Origin of the sequence: Streptomyces sp. NPDC087428 (assembly GCF_044744085.1) — a bacterium.
Taxonomy (GTDB): Bacteria; Actinomycetota; Actinomycetes; order Streptomycetales; family Streptomycetaceae; genus Streptomyces.
The window spans coordinates 374,740-392,839 of sequence record NZ_JBIUXR010000008.1; the positions used below are offsets into that span (position 1 = coordinate 374,740).

Consider the following 18,100-nt stretch of genomic DNA (forward strand, 5'->3'; position numbering starts at 1 on the left):
GCGTACGTGAGGTCTCAGCACGCCGGCCGCCCGGACGACTTCAACGTATGGCACTCCGTGACAGCTGGCAAGGCACTGGGTGCCAGCAATTTCCCTCAATTGTCGTCCGGGTGCCACGCATGAGCAACACGAAGGGCGTTCTGGTGTGTTGTGCCCCGTGGCGGGAGCTCAGGAGGCGGGGCGGTGGATGTACGGGGTCGTCGTGGTCAGGGCCGTGAACCCGAGGCGCTGGAGGATCGGGCGGCTGTCCTCGGTCGCGTCGACCTGGAGGTACCGGAAGCCGCGCTCCGCGGCGATCCGGGCCCGGAAGGCGATCAGTGCCCGGTAGACGCCCCGGCCGCGCCACGCCTCCACCGTGCCGCCGCCCCACAGCCCGGCGAAGCCGGTGCCGGGGTACAGCTCCATCCGGGCCGAACTCACCGGCTCCTCGCCCGCCATGGCCAGCACCCCCACGAAGTGGTCCGGGTCCTCCGTCAGCCGGGCCAGCACCTGCTGCCGCAGCCGGGTCCGGTCCGAGCCGAACGCCTGCTCGTGGGCGCGGGCCATCAGCTCCACATCGGCCTCGTCACGTACGGTGCGCAGCCGGACGCCGTCGGGGAGCACGACCTCCGTGGGCAGGTCCGCGACCGGCGCGACCAGCAGGGTCTCCGGCTCCTCCGCCTCGAAACCGGCCGCCAGCAGCCGGGCCCCCAGATCGGCGGGGCGGTCGTGCGCGTACAGCTTCCACTCGAACTCGTCGTACCCGCGCTCCACGCAGTGGGCCACCTGGGCGGCGATCGCCGCGTCGGCCCGTGCGGCGTCCAGGTCCGGGGACGACCAGACGACCCCGTTCCAGTCATGGGCCGCGCCGGCCTGGCGTACGACGTCGCCGGTGCGCTCGACGCGGACGCCGGGGCCGTCGGAGCGGGCGTGCTCGCGCATCTCCCGGTCGAAGACGGCCAGCAGTTCTTCGCGGTGTGCGGTTGTCTGATCGCTCATCCGCACACCACAGCACCGGGCCGGTACACCGGCAACCGGATTTGCCGCCGTTGGATCGGTCCGAGCGGGGCAGACGGCAGACATGAATGATCTTGGAAGACGCATATCGGGGCGGCGCGCATGACGGTACCGGTGCGAGGGCGGGGCTCCGGCGGCTCCCCGAAGGCTTTCAGCGTGCGCACGACCGCCGGCGGATTCGGGGCCGTGGCCCTGCTGATCTGCGGTGGAGGACTGATGGTGCGCATCGCCTGGGAGGGGGCGCTCAGGCATCCGGCCGCCGTCGTGCCGGCCGCCGCGCTCGCCTCTGCGGGCGCCCTCCTCCTGTACCTCCGCCGGACGCGTCGCCGCCCGCGCGGCGGCCCCGGCCCGCTCTCCGAGGCCGTGCAGGAGCTCTTCGAGCCGCCCGAGGAGCCCGGAAGCTCCCCGGGCCCGGAGTTCCGGGCCCTCCATGACGACGGCACGGGGCGCACGGCCGTCCTGCCGGGGCCGGAACCTCTGCCGGAACTGCTGCCGGAACCGGTGCTGGAACAGGAGTGGGAGCCGGCCGAGCCCGAGGAGGAGGCGCAGGGCCACGAGGCCCTGGACGCCGACGGGTTCGAGGACGCGATCGCCGCGCTCTGCGAGCGGGACGGCTGCTCCGACGTGCAGGTTGTCGGCGGAGCGGGCGACCTGGGGGCCGACGTGATCGCGACCGCCCCCGACGGACGGCGACTGGTCGTCCAGTGCAAGTACTACGGGCCGGACAACAAGGTCGGCTCACAGGACCTCCAGCGATTCGGCGGAACCTGCTACGCCGTGCACGAGGCCGAGATCGCCGTCTGCGTCACCACCAGCGCCTACACCACTCCGGCCCTGGAGTACGCGGAGCAGTGCGCGATCCTCTGTGTGGACGGCGAGGCGCTCGTGGCCTGGAACGAAGGGACCGCACCGCCGCCGTGGCTCTGAGGCCGCCGGGAGCCGTGCGCCCCCGCTCAGCGCTCCTTGAGCGCCTGCTGGATCGTGCGCATCACTTCGTCCAGCGGCGCGTCCGTGCGCGCCACGGCGACCAGGACCTCGCCCTCGGCGCTCACCGAGGCGGCCTGCGCCTTCGCCGGCTCGCTCCCGGCGGTCCGGCCCGCCCCGATCCCGGTGCCGAAGGTGTCGCGGACGATGGCGAACGCGTGGTCCAGCTGCGCCTCCACATCGCCCTGGCCGCCCACCCGCAGCCACCGGCGCAGCACATGGTTGTGCGCGGTGACCACGGCGGACGCCGCGACCTCCGCCAGCAGCGGGTCGTCATTGCCGACATGGTGGTCGCGCTCGTCGAAGTGGCCCAGCAGATAGCGCGTGAAGAGCCGCTCGTAGCGGGCCACAGAGGCGATCTCGGCCTCCCGCAGGGTGGGCACCTCGCGGGTCAGCTTGTAGCGGGCCACGGAGACCGCGGGCTTCGCCGCGTACATCTTCATGACTTCCTTGATGCCCCGGCAGACCGTGTCGAGCGGGTGCTCGTGCGCCGGAGCGGCGTTCAGGACCGCCTCGGCGCGTACGAGAGTGTCGTCGTGGTCCGGGAAGATCGCCTCTTCCTTGGAGCGGAAGTGCCGGAAGAACGTCCGCCGGGCGACGCCCGCGGCGCCCGCGATCTCGTCGACCGTCGTCGCCTCGTACCCCTTCGTGGCGAAGAGCTCCATCGCCGCGGCGGCCAGTTCACGGCGCATTTTGAGCCGTTGGGCGGCGGCACGCGTGCCCGCGGCACTTTCCGGGGCGTCGGGCGCGGCGGACACACGGGGGGACCTGGCGGGCTGGGACATGGTGTGAACGTACTGCATCGGCGCAGGGGAGCGCGCCTGTGGGGGCGGGCTGCCCGGAGGACCGAGCAGCCCGCCCCAGCCGGCTCCGGGACCGCCGGGCCGGGCCCTCTCAGCGGCGGGCATACTCGCGGAAGCCGCGCCCCGTCTTGCGGCCGAGGCAACCGGCCGCCACCAGGTGCTCCAGCAGCGGCGCCGGGGCGAGGCCCGGGTCGCGGAACTCGTTGTGCAGCACCTTCTCGATGGCGAGCGAGACATCGAGGCCGACGACGTCCAGGAGCTCGAAGGGCCCCATCGGGTAGCCGCCGCCCAGCTTCATCGCGGCGTCGATGTCGTCGAGGGTCGCGTAGTGCTCCTCGACCATCTTGATCGCGTTGTTGAGGTACGGGAACAGCAGCGCGTTCACGATGAACCCGGCCCGGTCCCCGCAGTCCACCGGGTGCTTGCGCACCTTCGCGCAGACCTCGCGGACCGTGGCGTGCACGTCGTCGGCGGTGAGGACCGTGCGGACCACCTCGACCAGCTTCATCGCGGGCGCCGGGTTGAAGAAGTGCATCCCGACGACGTCCTCCGGCCGGGCGGTGGCACGGGCGATCGACACCACCGGCAGCGAGGACGTGGTGGTGGCGAGCACCGCGCCCGGCCTGCACACCTTGTCCAGGGCGGCGAACAGCTGCTGCTTGACCAGCAGGTCCTCGGCCACGGCCTCGACGGCGAGGTCGACCTCGGCGAAGGAGTCCAGCGAACCGGCCGCCGTGATCCGGGCCAGGGTCTCGTCCCGGGCCCCGGCCGTCAGCCGCCCCTTGGCGACCGAACGCTCCAGCGACTTCGCGATCCGGCCCCTGGCGGCCTCCGCCTTCTCCTGGCCGCGCGCGGCGAGCACCACGTCGTACCCGGCCTTCGCGAAGACCTCGGCGATCCCCGAAGCCATCGTCCCGGAGCCCGCGACCCCCACGGAGCGCACGGTGCGCCCCGCGCCCGCCGCGCTGTCCCGCGCGGGGGTCAGCGCGTCCGGGACCACGTCCGGGCTGCCCGGACCCGCGTAGGTGTAGAAACCGCGGCCCGTCTTGCGGCCGGTCAGCCCGGCCTCGCTGAGCTGGCCGAGGATCGGCGCGGGGGCGTGCAGCCGGTCGTGCGAGGCGGAGTACATCGCCTCCAGGACGGTACGGGCGGTGTCGACGCCGATCAGGTCCAGCAGGGCGAGCGGGCCCATCGGCAGACCGCAGCCCAGCCGCATCGCCGCGTCGATGTCCTCGCGGGAGGCGTAGCGCGCCTCGTACATCGCCGCGGCCTGGTTGAGGTAGCCGAACAGCAGCCCGTCGGCCACGAACCCCGGGCGGTCCCCGACCGCGACCGGCTCCTTGCCCAGCCGGCGGGCGAGGTCGGTGACCGCCGCGACGGCGGGCGGCGCGGTGAGCACGGACGAGACCACCTCGACCAGCTTCATCGCGGGCGCCGGATTGAAGAAGTGCAGGCCGAGCACGCGCTCCGGGTGCCGGGACTCGGCGGCGAGCCGGGTCACCGACAGGGCGTTGGTGCCCGTCGCGAGGATCGCGGTGGGGGAGACGACCGCGTCGAGATCCCGGAACACCTGCTGCTTGATCTCGTACGTCTCTGGCACCACCTCGATGACCAGTTCCGCGTCCGCGGCGGCCTGGAGGTCGGAGAAGGTACGGAACCGGGCGAGGACGTCGCGCCGCTCCTCCTCGGTGATCCGCTCACGCCGCACGGCGCGGGCGGTGGAGGCCTCCAGGGCGGCGACGGCCTGGCGGGCGGCCGCGTCATTGATGTCGATTCCGATGACCTCGCGGCCGGAGCGGGCGAGGACCTCGGCGATGCCGGTGCCCATCGTGCCGAGGCCGACGACGGCGATGGTGCTGAGCGGGGTGTCCATCACGGGACTCCAGGGATGAGTGACGACTGAGGGACGCGCGGCACGCGGCCGATGAGAGGGGCCGAGGGTGCGCGGCGCGCGGGAGTTGTCTGTCGTGGTGCTCACGTCCGGGCGCACGGGGCACGCCGGGACCGGGAAGGGGCGGCGGACTCTGTCCCGGAGTCACGCCTCGCACAGCTGCCGAACCGACATCCACTCCGGGTGGCTGCGTCACCAGGCCACCGGAGCCGGCGGGGGAGTGTCCCGCTCACATGAGGTTAACCGGCGAGTAACGAGCGCGCCAGCCCCGGGTCGTTGTGCGCCCGCTCACATTCGACGCCCTCTTCGGCACGCTGCGTGTGCACCGATACGCTGACGGTCATGGACGAGGAGCTGCGGTCGCTGACCCACCGGCTGGCCGAAGAGGCGGGGGAGTCGGCGGCCTACCGCCGACTGCTCGTCACCGAGGACGACGAGGAGCTGGCGCAGGTCCTCATCGAGCGCGAACGCCCGTTGTGGGCCCGCGAGATCGCGGCGTTCCGGCTGGGCTGCGGCGGCGACCGGCGGGCCTTCGAGACCCTGGTGCTGCTGCTCAACCACCGCGACCCGGAGCGCTGCGCCGGCGCCGCCCACGCCCTGGCCCGCCTCGGCGACCCGCGCACCCCGCGCGCCGCCGCCGCACTCGCCACCAACTCCCTGCGCACCGCCTACGCGCTGTACCCGGTCCGGCTGCTCAGCGAACTGCGCGCCCCGGAGTCCGTACCGGCCCTGGTGAGTACCCTGCGCAGGCTGCTCGGGCCGGACGAACCGCACTGGCGGGTGGCGCTGGCCTGCGTCGAGGGGCTGGGGCGGCTCGGCGACGCACAGGCCCGCCCGGTGCTGGAGGCGGCCCTGCCGCACCCCCGGCTGGGCGGCGCGGCCGGCGAGGCGCTCAGCAGGCTGCCGACGTGCTGAGGGGCGCGGCGGTGTGTGGTCAGCGCCCCTCGGACGCGCCGAGCGAGCGCACGTAACGCACCTCGGGCACCGGCACACCGTCCACCTCGAAGGGCTCCTCCGCGCCGTCCGGGCGGAAGCCCGCGCGGGCGTAGAAGCGGCGGGCCGGCGCGTTCTCCCTGAGCACCCAGAGCGCGAGCTCGGGGTGGCCGGCCGCGGCGGCGCGCGCCAGCACCTCGGCCATCAGGGCCCGGCCCACCCCCGTCCCCGTCCGCTCCGGCAGCACGTAGAGCGCGTACAGCTCACCGCGTGCGAGCCGTCTGCCGTTCTCGCGGTACGGCCCGTACGCCGCCCAGCCGATGACGCCGAGGTCCGCCCGCTCCGCCACCACGTTGACGACCTCGTTGCCCTCGGCCAGGAACCCGCGGCGCCGCTCCGCGTCCTCGGCGATGCTCATCGCGTCCAGATGCGCCTGCGGCATCAGCCCCGCGTAGGCGCTCTGCCAGCCGCGCACCCGGACCGTCGCCACGGCCCCGCAGTCCTCGACGGTCATGTCCCGGACCAGCAGTTCGGGGGCGTGCGCGGAAGCGGGGCGTGTGGTCACCCGCCCATCCTCGCGCACGCCCCCGCAGGGAACGTGAATCCCGGCCCCGTCAGCCCCGGAAGCCGAGCACTCCGTGCAGCGCGCTGCCCCGGCCCTCGGCGCCCGTACGGGGCGCCGTCTTCGCGGCCTTGCCGGTCGCGGGCTTCGGGTCGGGCGTCTTCGCGCAGACCGCGTCCACGTCGCCGCCCTTGCCGCGTGGCACGGTGCCCTTGGCGAGATAGTCCGCCAGATACGCGTCCAGGCAGTCGTTGCCGCCCAGTGTGACGCCGTGGTTGCCGCCGCCCTGCTCGACGACCAGGCTGGACCCGCGGAGCTTGCGGTGCAGGGTGACTGCGCCCTCGTACGGTGTGGCCGCGTCGTCGGTGGCCTGGAAGAGCAGCGCGGGCGGCAGGTCGTGGTTGGAGACCCGGACCGGATTCAGCGGCTCCACCGGCCAGTCGGCGCACGGCGCGTTGTACCAGGTGTTGCTCCAGGCCATGAAGGGCGCCTTGGTGTGCACCCTCCAGGCGTCGTTGCGCCAGACGTTCCAGTCGCGCGGCCACTGGGCGTCCCGGCACTGCACTGCGGTGTAGACCGAGTATCCGTTGTCGCCCTGCGCGTCGACCGCGCCGAATCGCTCGTACGCCTTGACCAGCGTCTTCTCGTCCTTGTGGTTCACGTAACCGGCGAACGCCTCGGCCAGCGCGGGCCAGTAGCCGTTGTAGTAGCCGCCCGGCAGGAACGTGTCGTCCAGCTCGCTCGCGCCGACCTTCTTGCCCGCGGGATGCTTCCTGACCGCGTCCCGCATCCGGTACCAGGCCGCCTCGACCTTCGCCGGGTCACTGCCCAGCCGGTAGGTGCTCCGATACTTCGCCACCCAGGCCATGAACGCCTTGTGGCGGTTGTCGAACGCGTAGTCCTGGCTGAGGTTGTCGTCGTACCAGATGCCGGTCGGGTCGACGTTCGAGTCGAGGACGAGGCGCCGGACGCGGTCCGGGAACAGCTTCGCGTACACCGAGCCCAGGTAGGTGCCGTAGGAGTACCCGAGGTAGTTGAGCCTGGCCGCGCCGGTCGCCCGGCGGATCACGTCGAGGTCCTTGGCCGCGCTGACCGTGTCCATGTAAGGCAGCAGGTCCGGGTACTTCTTGCCGCAGGCGGCCGCGAAGGACCGGGCGCGGTCCCGGTTGACCTGCTCGTCCCGCAGGGTGCGGGGCACCGAGTCGGGCCGTACCGGATCCGAGTACTTCGGCACGCAGTCCAGGGCCGGCCGGCTCTTGCCGACGCCGCGCGGGTCGAAACCGATCACGTCGTACTGGGCGGCCACCGCCTTCGGCAGCGAGGCGGCGACGAAACCGGCCATCGACAGTCCGCTGCCGCCGGGGCCGCCCGGATTGACCAGCAGCGGGCCCTGGAAGGTCTTCGAGGTGTGCGGGACCCGGGTCAGGGCGAGCGTGACCTTCCGGCCCGACGGGTCGTCATGGTCGAGCGGGGCACTCACCGAGGAGCACTGGAGCGTCGGGGACGACTTGGTGGCGCAGTCGGCCCACTTGAGCGATACGGCGCGCTGCGCACCGGTGTCGGCGGTCGCCGGGGACGGGGCGGCGGTCACCAGACCCGCGACCGTCGCCCCGACGGCGAACAGAATCCCTGGACGTTTCGTCATATGGCCTCCCGTGGTGGGGGAACACGGCTGCGCGTGACGGCAGCCCCCGCCGGATGCTCCCCGCATTCGGAGCCGGAGGACCTGTTCCGGTGAGAGATGACCCGTTTGCCCCTGCCGGGCGTCCGGTGTCCCGGATCCGCCGGGGTCCGGTCAGAGCAGGGTCAGCTGGGTGGGCTCCGCGCCGTCGAGCGGGGGCTGCGGCTCGTCGCGCCCGGGGAGTGCGCGGGGGGTCCCGCGGTGCGCGGGCCCGATGCCGTACTCGGCCGCCAGCTCGTGCACCTGGCGGGTGATGCGGCGCTGGTACCACGTGGGCGCGTACGCCCCGTCCGCGTACAGGCGCTCGTACCGCCCCACCAGCTCGGGGTGGTGGCGGCCGAGCCACTCCATGAACCACTCCCGGGCGCCGGGGCGCAGATGGAGGACGAGCGGGGTCACCGAGGTCGCGCCGGCGGCGGCGATCGCGCGGACCGTCGCCCGCAGCTGGTCCGGCCGGTCGCCGAGGAACGGGATGACGGGCGCCATCAGCACCCCGCAGCCGATGCCGTGCTCGCTGAGGGTGCGCACGACGTCCAGGCGGCGCTCGGGGGAGGGGGTGCCGGGCTCCACGGTGCGCCACAGCTCGGGGTCGACGAAGCCCACGGAGACCGAGACGCCCACCTCGGTGACCTCGGCCGCCTGCCGCAGGACCTCCAGGTCGCGCAGGATCAGCGTGCCCTTCGTCAGGATGGAGAAGGGGTTCGCGTGGTCGCGCAGGGCCGCGAGGATGCCGGGCATCAGCCGGTAGCGGCCCTCGGCGCGCTGGTAGCAGTCGACGTTGGTCCCCATCGCGATGTGCGCGCCGTGCCAGCGGCCGGCGGCGAGTTCGCGGCGCACCAGCTCCGGGGCGTTGATCTTGACGACGATCTGCGAGTCGAAGCCGAGCCCGGTGTCGAGGTCCAGATAGCTGTGCGTCTTGCGGGCGAAGCAGTAGACGCAGGCGTGCGAACAGCCGCGGTAGGGGTTCACCGTCCACTCGAACGGCATCCGGGACGCGCCCGGCACCCGGTTCACGATCGAGCGGGCGCGGACTTCGTGGAAGGTGATGCCCCGGAACTCAGGGGTGTCGAAGGTACGCGTCGTCACCGCGTCCGCGGCGAAGAGCGCGGCCTCTCCGCTCGTGGCGGTCTTGGCGGGGTTATCGGCCAGATTGTCCCAGCGCATGGACGCCTCCTAGGTAGCACTGACCCGAGAATAGAACACTTGTTCCCTTGATCGTTTCCTCCCCTTCGTCCCCGAGCGGATTTTGAGCCGGGTGCCGGAGGTGGTTGGCTCAGCACACCCCGAACAACCGAGTGCTGGAGGAACAGCCATGGCGCAGGTCGAGGCCACGACAGAGCGGATCATCGCGGCGGACCCGGAAGCGGTGTTCGACGCGCTGGCCGACTACAAGGACGTCCGCGGCAAGGTGCTGCCCGGCCACTTCAGCGAGTACGAGGTGCGTGAGGGCGGTGACGGCGAGGGCACCCTCGTCCACTGGAAGCTCCAGGCCACCAGCAAGCGGGTGCGCGACTGCCTGCTGGAGGTCAGCGAGCCCACCGAGGGCCGGCTCGTGGAGAAGGACCGCAACTCCTCGATGGTCACGACCTGGACCGTCACCCCGGCCGGCGAGGGGAAGTCCAAGGCGGTCGTCTCGACCGTGTGGAACGGCGCCGGCGGCATCGGCGGATTCTTCGAGAAGACCTTCGCGCCCAAGGGGCTTGGCCGCATCTATGACGAGCTCCTGCAGAATCTCGCCACCGAGGTGGAGAAGTAGCCCCCGGTCCCGCTTTCCGGCCTCACCGGTTCGGGTGGTCTTTCCATCCGGCCGGTTGTGCGCCGTAGTGGCCCCCACCGGCGGCTAAGCCTTCCGGGTGCGCCGTCAGCGCCCCTCGCCGCGTTTGCCCTCCCTTATATCGCAATGCGACAAATGGGCGGCGCAGAATGCGACGAGGGGAGCGGCACGTGGTGGGTGGGATCACTCTGGTCAAGGACGAGCCCGACGGTACGGGCGACACCGGAACGGTGCAGACGTCCGAACCGCGCCCGCCACCGGCCGCGACGGAATCGGCCGCTCCGCTCCTGCCCCCGGCATACGAGACGGATCCCCGCCGCATCCGCCTGATCTTCATCGGGCTGATGCTCACGCTCCTGCTCGCGGCGCTCGACCAGATGATCGTCGCCACCGCGCTCCCGAAGATCGTCGGTGAGCTGCACGGCCTGGAGAAGATGTCCTGGGCGGTCACCGCCTATCTCCTCGCCTCCACCATCGGGCTCCCGGTCTACGGCAAGCTCGGCGACCTCTTCGGCCGCAAGGGCGTCTTCCAGTTCGCGATCGTCGTCTTCGTCATCGGCTCCGCGCTGGCCGGCTGGTCGCGCACCATGGACGAACTGATCGCCTTCCGCGCCCTCCAGGGCGTCGGCGGCGGCGGGCTGATGATCGGCGTCCAGGCGATCATCGCGGACGTCGTGCCGCCCCGGGAGCGCGGCCGGTTCATGGGACTCATCGGCGCGGCCTTCGGACTCGCCTCCGTGGCGGGCCCGTTGCTCGGCGGCTTCTTCACCGACCACGCCTCCTGGCGCTGGTGCTTCTACATCAACATCCCGTTCGGCCTGGTCACCTTCGCGGTCATCACCGTCGTACTGAAGCTCCCGAAGCCCGCCGTCCGGCCGCGGCTCGACATCCTCGGCGCCCTGCTGCTGGCCGTCGCCTCCACCTGTCTGGTGCTGCTGACCAGCTGGGGCGGTACGGAGTACGCCTGGGGCTCGGGCACCATCCTGGGACTGGCCGCGGGAGCCGCCGGAACGACTCTGCTCTTCGTCGTCGTCGAGCACCGCGCACCCGAACCGATCATTCCGCTGCGGCTGTTCCGTGACTCGATCTTCAACGTCAGCGCCCTCGTCGGCGCGGTCGTCGGGGTCGCCCTGTTCGGCGCCGCCAGCTATCTGCCGACCTTCCTCCAGATGGTCGACGGGGCCACCGCGACCGAGTCCGGGCTGCTGATGCTCCCGATGATGGGCGGCATCGTCGCCGCGTCCGTCGTCTCGGGCCAGCTGATCTCCCGTACCGGCAAATACCGCGTCTACCCGATCGCCGGCAGTGCTCTCGCGGCGGTGGGCATGTGGCTGCTGTCCCGGCTCGAAACGGACACCCCGCGGCTGGAGTACAGCATCGCGCAGGCGGTGCTCGGTCTCGGGATCGGGCTGATCATGCCGGTGCTGGTGCTCGCCGTGCAGAACTCCGTACGGCCCGCCGACCTCGGCACCGCCACCAGCGCCAACAACTACTTCCGGCAGATCGGCGGCAGCGTCGGCGCGGCCGTGTTCGGCACGCTCTTCGCCGGGCGGCTCGCCGACGCGCTCGCGGTGCGGCTGCCGTCCGGAGCCGGTCTGCCCGACCCCGAGTCGATCACGCCGCAACTGGTCCACGCCATGGACCCGGTGCTGCGTGACAGCTATATCCAGGCATACGCCGACGCGATGCCCCGGATCTTCCTCTACCTTGTGCCGGTCCTCGTGCTCGGCCTGTTCTTCGCCTTCTTCCTCAAGGAGAAACCGCTGGTGTCCCACCACAGCCCAGAAACCGCAGCCGAGCCCGCGACGATCCCCTCCGCCCGCACCGACCCGGGCACCCAGCCCGCCGCACCGCTCTCGGGGGTGCCCGTCCGCGGCAGTGTCCAGCACCCCGACGGCACGAAGGTCCCGCACGCCGCCCTCACCCTCATCGACGTCCAGGGGCAGCAGGTCGGCAGGGGCGCCAGCGGCGACGAGGGGCGGTACGCGCTCAGCGTCCCCGGCGCCGGTTCCTACGTCCTCATCGCTGCGGCCGGGGGCCACCAGCCGCAGGCCGTCAGCGTCACCGTGGGCGAGCGGCCCGTGGAACTCGACGTGGTGCTCGGCGGTGCGGGCCGGCTGGCGGGGACCGTGATGACGGCGGACGGCGTTCCGGTGCGCGACGCGGCGGTCACCCTGACCGACGTACGCGGCGAGGTGGTCTCCTCCACCCGCAGCGGCCGCGAGGGCGGCTATGTGATCTCGGAACTGGTGGCGGGGGAGTACACCCTCGCGGCCAGCGCCCCCGCGTTCCGGCCCGCCGCGCTCCCGGTCAGTGTGCAGGCGGCCCGTGAGACCCGGCAGGACATCGAACTGGCCGGCGGCGCCGTGCTGCGCGGCGTCGTACGCGCCAGTGGCGGGCGGCTCGTCGAGGACGCCAGGGTCACGCTCCTGGACGCGGCGGGCAATGTGGTCGACACCCTGACCACCGGGCCCGACGGGGCCTTCCGGTTCGTCGACCTGTCCACCGGCGAGTACACCGTGATCGCCGCCGGCTACCCGCCGGTGGCCACGGTCCTCCAGGTCGCGGGCGGCGGGCGCACGGAAAGGGACCTCCAACTGGGCCACGAGGACTGAGCCCGAGACAGGTGATGAAGGTGATGCGCCCCCGAGTGCGCGGGGCGCACCACCTTCGTGGGTGATTCGGTCGATGCCCGGCGAGCGCCGGTCGCGGCCCCGTACGGTGGAGCCACGTACCGCAGAACCTTGCGGTGGGGAAGGAGCCTTCCACCCATGGACCTCGGTGTGCCGTCGCAGAGGACACCACCACCGCCACCGCGTGACGCCGCGGCGGGCCGCGTGCCGCTCGCCGTGGTCGTCGTCGACGCGGACGGACTCGTGTCGCATTGGTCGACCGGGGCCAGAAGGCTCTTCGGTGTCGCCAGGGACGACGCGGTCGGCTGCCCGGCCGGCGAACTGCTCCCGGTCGCCGGGGCGTTAGGGGACCACGGCGAACCGTCCCGGGGCGGGATGTACGCCGAGTACGGCCCCGAGCTCGACAGCTCCCTCAGCGGCACCGTCGGCTACCCGGCCGCGGGCCGGGCCCGGGTGGACGAACCGGACCGCGGCCGGATCGAGGTCCTGTGGTGGGCCTATCCGCTCGTCGGCCCCGGCCCCGAGCGGCTGCTCGTGCTCGCCGCGGACTCCGCGCAGGTACGCGGAGCGGAGGCGGGCGAGGGTCGGGACGCCGAGACGATCGCACCCGGATTCGCCCTGCACACCGACTTCCCCGGCTACCGGGAGCTGTCCGGGCGGCTGCCCGAGATCCTGCCCAGCATGAGCGTCCACGAGGCCACCCGGATCGTCTCCCAGGTACTCGAACTCGGCTATCCCGTACTGGACTTCAGCCGCCACGACCGGATCCCGGTGACCCCTGACTGGGGAGTGCCGCAGCGCGCCGGACACCGGGGCTCGCGGGACTCGCACCACGGCGCCGACGACCGGCTCACGCCCCGTGCGGCGCCCCGCCCCGAGCTGGACCTCGAATACGCGGCGGTCCGTGAACGGCTGGAATTCCTCAACGAGGTCAGCGGCCGCATCGGTTCCTCCCTCGATCTGGAGCGCACCATCCGCGAGGTCACCAGCGCCGCGGTGCCCCGCTTCACGGACTTCGCGGGCACCCATCTGCGCGCCGCGGTCCTCGCCGGCGAGGGCTTCCCGGACGGCCCGCCCGACGTCACGACGATCTGGCACCGGGTCTGGGTCGAGCACAACGACGAACCGGGCCGCTGGGACGACACCGTGCCGGTCGGCGAGTCCATCGCCTTCCCGGAACACACCCCGTTCTTCCAGTGCATGGTCACCGGCGAGCCGGTCATCATCCCTTACGTCAGCGAGGAGTTGAGCAACCGGATCTCGGGCGAGTTCGAGAAGCGCGACCTGCGTCCGCTGATCACCCACCGCTCCCTGCTCATCGTGCCGCTCAAGGCCCGCGACGTGGTGCTCGGCTTCATGGTCCTGATGCGGCGCCCCGGCCGGGAGCCCTTCGACGACATGGACCGCACCACCGGCGCCGAACTCGCCGCCAGGGCCGGGCTCGTCCTCGACAACGCCCGCATGTACACCTACCAGGAGAACGTCGCGGAGACCCTCCAGGACAGCATGCTGCCCCAGGTCGAGCCGCGCATGGCCGGCTGCGACATCGCCACCCGTTATCTGCCCGGCGCCCGGCTCGGCAGGGTCGGCGGCGACTGGTTCGACTCGGTGAAACTCCCCGGCTCCCGGACCGCGCTGGTCGTCGGTGACGTGATGGGGCACGGACTCAACTCGGCGGCGATGATGGGTCAGTTGCGTACCGCGGTACTGACGATGGCCACCATGGAGATGCCGCCGGCGCAGCTGCTGCGCAACCTGGACGACCTGGCCCAGCGCCTCGGCGAGCAGTATCTGGCGACCTGTCTCTACGCCGTGTACGACCCGATCCGTTCCGAGCTCCAGATCGCCAACGCCGGGCACATCCCGCCGGTGCTGGTCCGGGCCGAGGACGGCCGGGCCGAACTGCTCGACCTGCCGACCGGCGCCCCGATCGGGGTCGGCGGGGTGGCCTTCGCGACCGCGACCGTACAGGTCCGGCCGGGCGACCGTCTGGTGCTCTGCACCGACGGCCTGGTCGAGGTGCGCGGCCAGGACATCGGTGCCGGTCTCGCCGCGCTCTGCGCCTCCGCCGCGCACCCCGCCGCGTCGATGGACGACGCCTGCGACACGATCATCCGCGCGCTCAACCCCAGGGGCGGCCGCAACGACGACGTCGCGCTGCTGATGGCCAGGCTCAACGGCATCCCCGACGGCGACGTCGCCGAGTGGCAACTCGCCCTGGATCCGCGCGAGGTGGCCCGCGCCCGCCGGATGGTCCGCGGCAAACTGCTCGACTGGGAGCTGCCGGACGCGGTGGAGGCGGCCGAGCTGATGGTCAGCGAGCTCGTCACCAATGCCGTGAAGCACGGGCGCACCCATCACATCGGGCTCAGGCTGGTCCGCACCGGCGCCCTGCTCTGCGAGGTCAGCGACGACGAGCCCGCCCCCGCCACGCTCCTCGAAGCCACCGCCGACGACGAGTTCGGCCGCGGGCTCGTCCTGGTGAGCGGCCTCGCCCGGGAGTGGGGCAGCAGCACCACGGCCCGCGGCAAGACCGTCTGGTTCGAGCTCGCTCTCTCCCGGCTGCCCCGTCTCCCGCGCACCGGCTGGTGAACGCGGCGGCCCCGGCCCCCGGTCCTGTACGCACCCTTGCCCCGACCGGCGGGGAGCGGTAGTCCCTTGTGGTGCAAGGTGCTTCAGTGCGACGGGACTTCGGGAGTGCGCATGGATGTTTCACAGCGGTACAGCGAGGCGTGGGAAGGCTTCTGGGCCGCCACCTCGGACGCGCCCGGCGAGGCGATCTGGGACTCCGACCCCTCACTGAGCGCCGCACCGCACAGCGAGCTGCTCCTGCCGTACGCGGACGCCGCGCTGCCCGTCGTCGACCTCGGCTGCGGCAACGGCACCCAGACCCGCTACCTCGCCACCCGGTTCGCCCGCGCCATCGGCGTGGACCTCTCGCACGCCGCGATCGGCCATGCCCGCCGCGCGGACACCGAGGGCGTCGCCGAGTTCGCCCAGCTCGACCTGACCGACGGCGACGCGGTGCGCGCCCTGCACGAGCGGATCGGGGACGCCAATGTCTACATGCGAGCGGTGATCCACCAGAGCGAGGCCGGGGACAGGCCCGCGGTCGCCGCGGCCGTGGCGACGCTGCTGGGGGCGCGCGGCCGGGCCTTCGTCGCCGAGCTGACCCCGGCCTCCAAGGACGTGCTCCGGCAGGCGGCGCAGGGGCCGGACGGTCCGCCCAAGAAGCTGCGCCGGGTCTACGACCACGGGCTCAAGCCGGCCGACGCCACCGAGGAGGAGGTGCCCGCACTCCTGAGGGCGGCCGGGCTGACCACGCTGGACAGCGGTGACACGGCCCTGCCGCAGACCGAGCAGCTGCCCGACGGGACCCGGATCGACCTGCCGGCCAGGTGGTTCGTGCTCGCCGGCGGCTGATCCGGGGCCCGAGAGGAGACCGCGTCGGCCCCCACCGGGTATCCGGGACGCTGTCGGATTCGGGGCCTCGCGCGACGTCGGCCTCCGGGACCCGGGTGTGGTCTTGAAGGCCGATGTTGTCGTGCGCGGTGGGTGTGGATGTCGACGCGGCCGAACGGGGCCCGGGCAGAGGGCGCGGGTGGCCCGGGACGCCCTCCCGGAGGGGAGCCTGGCGATCCGGGACGAGCCGGGTCCGTTGTCCGGAGACGAGGAGTCCGCGGACCTGTCTCCGGCGCGGTGCAGGCCGGCCCGGCCACTCGGGCGGCCTCCGGGCCGCCGCGTCCCGGAAACCCTCAGCGCCCCGTCTCCTCCCGCACCAGCGTCATGAGCGCCCGCGCTCCGGGGCTCATGGACCGCGCGTCCGGAAGCACCACGACGCTCTCGTAGTACGGCTGGACCGCCCCGTCGAGCCGGACCGCCACCAGGCCCCGTGCCTCGGGCTTGCGGGAGAAGTGGTGCGGCACCACCGCGATGCCGAGCCCCTCCTGCACCAGCTCCAGCAGGCTGTGCACGTCGTTGACCTCCAGCGCCACCGTGCGGCGCACCCGCGCCGTCGCGAACGCCTCGTCGGCCGCCCGGCGCGGACCCCAGTCCGGATGGAAGTCGATGAACGGCTCACCCGGCAGCTCGTCCCACCCGACGCGCTCCGTCGCGGCCAGCCGGTGGCCGGGGGCGCACAGCAGGACCATGGGCTCACGGGCCAGCGGGACCAGCTCGCCGCGCCACTCCACGGAGCTCACCGTGGCGGCGAACGCGATGTCGAGCCGCCCGCCGGCCACCCCGTCCACCAGGCTCGTCGTCCCCTCCTGGCGGAGCCGGATCTCCATGTGCGGGTGCGCACGGTGGAAGGCGGCGAGCAGCCGCGGCAGGCTCACCCCGGCCACGCACTGCTCGACGCCCACCGACAGGGTGCCGCGCAGCAGCCCCCGTACGGCGTCGACGGCATCCTTCGCCGCCCGCGCGCCCGCCAGCGTGCGCTCGGCCTCCACCAGCAGGGCGCGCCCCGCCTCGGTCAGCCGCACACTGCGGGTGGTCCGGCTGAACAGCGGGGTCCGCAGCTCCTGCTCCAGCGCCCGGACGGAGGCGGAGAGGCCGGACTGCGACACCGCGAGGCGCTCGGCGGCCCGGGTGAAGTGCTGCTCCTCTGCGACCGCGACGAAGTGTTCCAGCTGCCGCAACTCCATGATTGAGAAATATAGACGCTGAATCCAAGCGGAATCTCCTGTTGGACTGCTGGATCGATGTGGGCGAGCCTGGACCCTGCAATCTCGCCGGGGCGGAGCCGAACAGCAGCCCGTCCCCGGCGGACCGGAACGATCTCTCCCGTGGAGCCCCGCATGTACATCCCGTCCGCCGACCGCTACCAGGACATGCCCTACCGGCGCACCGGGCGCAGCGGACTGAAGCTGCCGGCCCTCTCGCTCGGCCTGTGGCACAACTTCGGCGGGGACCGGACGCCGGAGACCCAGGGGCAGATCCTCCGCAGGGCGTTCGACCTCGGCATCACCCACTTCGACCTGGCGAACAACTACGGCCCGCCGCCCGGCTCCGCGGAGAGCGCGATGGGCCGCGCGCTGAGGACGGACTTCGCCCGCCACCGGGACGAGATCATCGTCTCCACCAAGGCCGGCTACCTGATGTGGGACGGCCCCTACGGGGAGTGGGGTTCGCGCAAGAACCTGCTCTCCTCGCTCGACCGGAGCCTCGGCCGCCTCGGGCTCGACTACGTCGACATCTTCTACTCCCACCGGCCCGACCCCGAGACCCCGCTCGAAGAGACGCTGGGAGCCCTCCACTCGGCGGTCCAGCAGGGCAAGGCGCTCTACGTGGGTGTCTCCAACTACTCGGCCGAGCAGACCCGCGAGGCCGCCCGGATCCTGAAGGACCTCGGCACCCCGCTGCTCATCCACCAGCCGCGCTACTCGATGCTGGACCGCTGGGTCGAGGACGGCCTGCTCACCGCCCTCGACGAGCTGGGCACCGGCTCCATCGCGTACTCCCCGCTGGAGCAGGGCATCCTCTCCGACCGTTACCTCCGCGGCATCCCGGAGGGGTCACGGGCGGCGGGCAGCAGCCCGTTCCTGTCGGCCGACTCGGTCACCCCGGAGCTGGTCGGCTCGCTCCGCGAGCTGGACCAACTGGCCTCCGAGCGAGGTCAGTCGCTGGCCCAGATGGCGCTGGCCTGGGTGCTCCGCGGCGGCCGGGTGACCTCCGCCGTCGTCGGCGCGAGCAGCGTCGCCCAGCTGGAGAACAGCGTCCAGGCGGTCCGTAACCTGGAGTTCAGCGACAAGGAACTCAGCCGGATCGAGAAGCTCCTGAAGGGCGCCAAGCGCCGCTGAGGCCCGCTCCTGGGCCTTCCGCCGGACCTCCTTCAGTGGAGT

Annotated in this window: 14 protein-coding genes; 7 read left to right on the forward strand and 7 right to left on the reverse strand. The window is 72.5% G+C overall.

Annotated elements, in window-relative coordinates; all coding sequences use genetic code 11:
• Positions 1-168 precede the first annotated feature (168 nt).
• Positions 169-978 (reverse strand): GNAT family N-acetyltransferase, encoded by an 810-nt coding sequence (locus tag ACIO3R_RS19535; protein WP_402107066.1) that lies wholly within the window; start codon positions 976-978, stop codon positions 169-171.
• 174 nt (positions 979-1,152) lie between these two features.
• On the opposite strand from ACIO3R_RS19535, the gene ACIO3R_RS19540 reads away from it, so the two are divergent.
• On the forward strand, positions 1,153-1,923 hold the full coding sequence (locus tag ACIO3R_RS19540) for a restriction endonuclease (protein WP_402107069.1): 771 nt from the start codon (positions 1,153-1,155) through the stop codon (positions 1,921-1,923).
• A gap of 26 nt (positions 1,924-1,949) precedes the next feature.
• On the opposite strand, the gene ACIO3R_RS19545 is transcribed toward ACIO3R_RS19540, so the two are convergent.
• Together ACIO3R_RS19545 and ACIO3R_RS19550 are read right to left on the reverse strand one after the other, a co-directional pair.
• Positions 1,950-2,765, reverse strand: coding sequence for a TetR family transcriptional regulator (locus ACIO3R_RS19545; RefSeq protein ID WP_385029048.1), 816 nt, complete (start codon positions 2,763-2,765; stop codon positions 1,950-1,952).
• A gap of 109 nt (positions 2,766-2,874) precedes the next feature.
• Positions 2,875-4,656: a 3-hydroxyacyl-CoA dehydrogenase family protein gene (locus ACIO3R_RS19550; RefSeq protein WP_402107072.1), complete on the reverse strand. Its 1,782-nt coding sequence runs from the start codon at positions 4,654-4,656 to the stop codon at positions 2,875-2,877.
• Positions 4,657-5,016: 360 nt separating this feature from the next.
• On the opposite strand from ACIO3R_RS19550, the gene ACIO3R_RS19555 reads away from it, so the two are divergent.
• Positions 5,017-5,589, forward strand: coding sequence for an adenylosuccinate lyase (locus tag ACIO3R_RS19555; protein WP_385029054.1), 573 nt, complete (start codon positions 5,017-5,019; stop codon positions 5,587-5,589).
• A 19-nt stretch (positions 5,590-5,608) separates the two neighbouring features.
• On the opposite strand, the gene ACIO3R_RS19560 is transcribed toward ACIO3R_RS19555, so the two are convergent.
• The 3 genes from ACIO3R_RS19560 to ACIO3R_RS19570 form a co-directional block, all read right to left on the reverse strand.
• Entirely contained in the window at positions 5,609-6,121 is a 513-nt protein-coding gene (locus ACIO3R_RS19560; protein ID WP_402107170.1) for a GNAT family N-acetyltransferase, read from the reverse strand.
• A gap of 100 nt (positions 6,122-6,221) precedes the next feature.
• Positions 6,222-7,814: an alpha/beta hydrolase gene (locus ACIO3R_RS19565; RefSeq protein ID WP_402107075.1), complete on the reverse strand. Its 1,593-nt coding sequence runs from the start codon at positions 7,812-7,814 to the stop codon at positions 6,222-6,224.
• Positions 7,815-7,964: 150 nt separating this feature from the next.
• Positions 7,965-9,014, reverse strand: a complete 1,050-nt coding sequence (locus ACIO3R_RS19570; RefSeq protein ID WP_385029063.1) for an Rv2578c family radical SAM protein — start codon at positions 9,012-9,014, stop codon at positions 7,965-7,967.
• A 148-nt stretch (positions 9,015-9,162) separates the two neighbouring features.
• Here ACIO3R_RS19570 and ACIO3R_RS19575 point away from each other — a divergent pair, with 148 nt between their 5' ends.
• The 4 genes from ACIO3R_RS19575 (at position 9,163) to ACIO3R_RS19590 (ending at position 15,680) form a co-directional block, all read left to right on the forward strand.
• Positions 9,163-9,606 carry an SRPBCC family protein gene (locus ACIO3R_RS19575; protein ID WP_363020735.1) on the forward strand — a complete coding sequence of 148 codons (444 nt, stop codon included), beginning with the start codon at positions 9,163-9,165 and terminating at the stop codon, positions 9,604-9,606.
• Positions 9,607-9,794: 188 nt separating this feature from the next.
• Positions 9,795-12,239 carry an MFS transporter gene (locus ACIO3R_RS19580; protein ID WP_402107080.1) on the forward strand — a complete coding sequence of 815 codons (2,445 nt, stop codon included), beginning with the start codon at positions 9,795-9,797 and terminating at the stop codon, positions 12,237-12,239.
• Positions 12,240-12,395: 156 nt separating this feature from the next.
• A complete protein-coding gene (locus ACIO3R_RS19585; protein ID WP_402107085.1) occupies positions 12,396-14,849 on the forward strand; it encodes a SpoIIE family protein phosphatase in 2,454 nt (817 codons plus the stop codon).
• A gap of 111 nt (positions 14,850-14,960) precedes the next feature.
• On the forward strand, positions 14,961-15,680 hold the full coding sequence (locus tag ACIO3R_RS19590) for a class I SAM-dependent methyltransferase (protein WP_402107088.1): 720 nt from the start codon (positions 14,961-14,963) through the stop codon (positions 15,678-15,680).
• A 332-nt stretch (positions 15,681-16,012) separates the two neighbouring features.
• Here ACIO3R_RS19590 and ACIO3R_RS19595 read toward each other — a convergent pair whose 3' ends face one another.
• Complete coding sequence (locus ACIO3R_RS19595; protein WP_402107089.1) at positions 16,013-16,903, reverse strand: LysR family transcriptional regulator; 891 nt, start codon at positions 16,901-16,903, stop codon at positions 16,013-16,015.
• A 153-nt stretch (positions 16,904-17,056) separates the two neighbouring features.
• Here ACIO3R_RS19595 and ACIO3R_RS19600 point away from each other — a divergent pair, with 153 nt between their 5' ends.
• A complete protein-coding gene (locus tag ACIO3R_RS19600) occupies positions 17,057-18,058 on the forward strand; it encodes an aldo/keto reductase (RefSeq protein ID WP_402107173.1) in 1,002 nt (333 codons plus the stop codon).
• The last annotated feature ends 42 nt before the right edge of the window (positions 18,059-18,100 follow it).

Coding starts and splice junctions, on each gene's coding strand:
- ACIO3R_RS19595 (WP_402107089.1), bottom strand. CDS start 16,903: ATGGAGTTGCGGCAGCTGGAACACTTCGTCGCGGTCGCAGAGGAGCAG.
- ACIO3R_RS19550 (WP_402107072.1), bottom strand. CDS start 4,656: ATGGACACCCCGCTCAGCACCATCGCCGTCGTCGGCCTCGGCACGATG.
- ACIO3R_RS19560 (WP_402107170.1), bottom strand. CDS start 6,121: ATGACCGTCGAGGACTGCGGGGCCGTGGCGACGGTCCGGGTGCGCGGC.
- ACIO3R_RS19585 (WP_402107085.1), top strand. CDS start 12,396: ATGGACCTCGGTGTGCCGTCGCAGAGGACACCACCACCGCCACCGCGT.
- ACIO3R_RS19535 (WP_402107066.1), bottom strand. CDS start 978: ATGAGCGATCAGACAACCGCACACCGCGAAGAACTGCTGGCCGTCTTC.
- ACIO3R_RS19575 (WP_363020735.1), top strand. CDS start 9,163: ATGGCGCAGGTCGAGGCCACGACAGAGCGGATCATCGCGGCGGACCCG.
- ACIO3R_RS19545 (WP_385029048.1), bottom strand. CDS start 2,765: ATGTCCCAGCCCGCCAGGTCCCCCCGTGTGTCCGCCGCGCCCGACGCC.
- ACIO3R_RS19590 (WP_402107088.1), top strand. CDS start 14,961: ATGGATGTTTCACAGCGGTACAGCGAGGCGTGGGAAGGCTTCTGGGCC.
- ACIO3R_RS19565 (WP_402107075.1), bottom strand. CDS start 7,814: ATGACGAAACGTCCAGGGATTCTGTTCGCCGTCGGGGCGACGGTCGCG.
- ACIO3R_RS19570 (WP_385029063.1), bottom strand. CDS start 9,014: ATGCGCTGGGACAATCTGGCCGATAACCCCGCCAAGACCGCCACGAGC.
- ACIO3R_RS19600 (WP_402107173.1), top strand. CDS start 17,057: ATGTACATCCCGTCCGCCGACCGCTACCAGGACATGCCCTACCGGCGC.
- ACIO3R_RS19555 (WP_385029054.1), top strand. CDS start 5,017: ATGGACGAGGAGCTGCGGTCGCTGACCCACCGGCTGGCCGAAGAGGCG.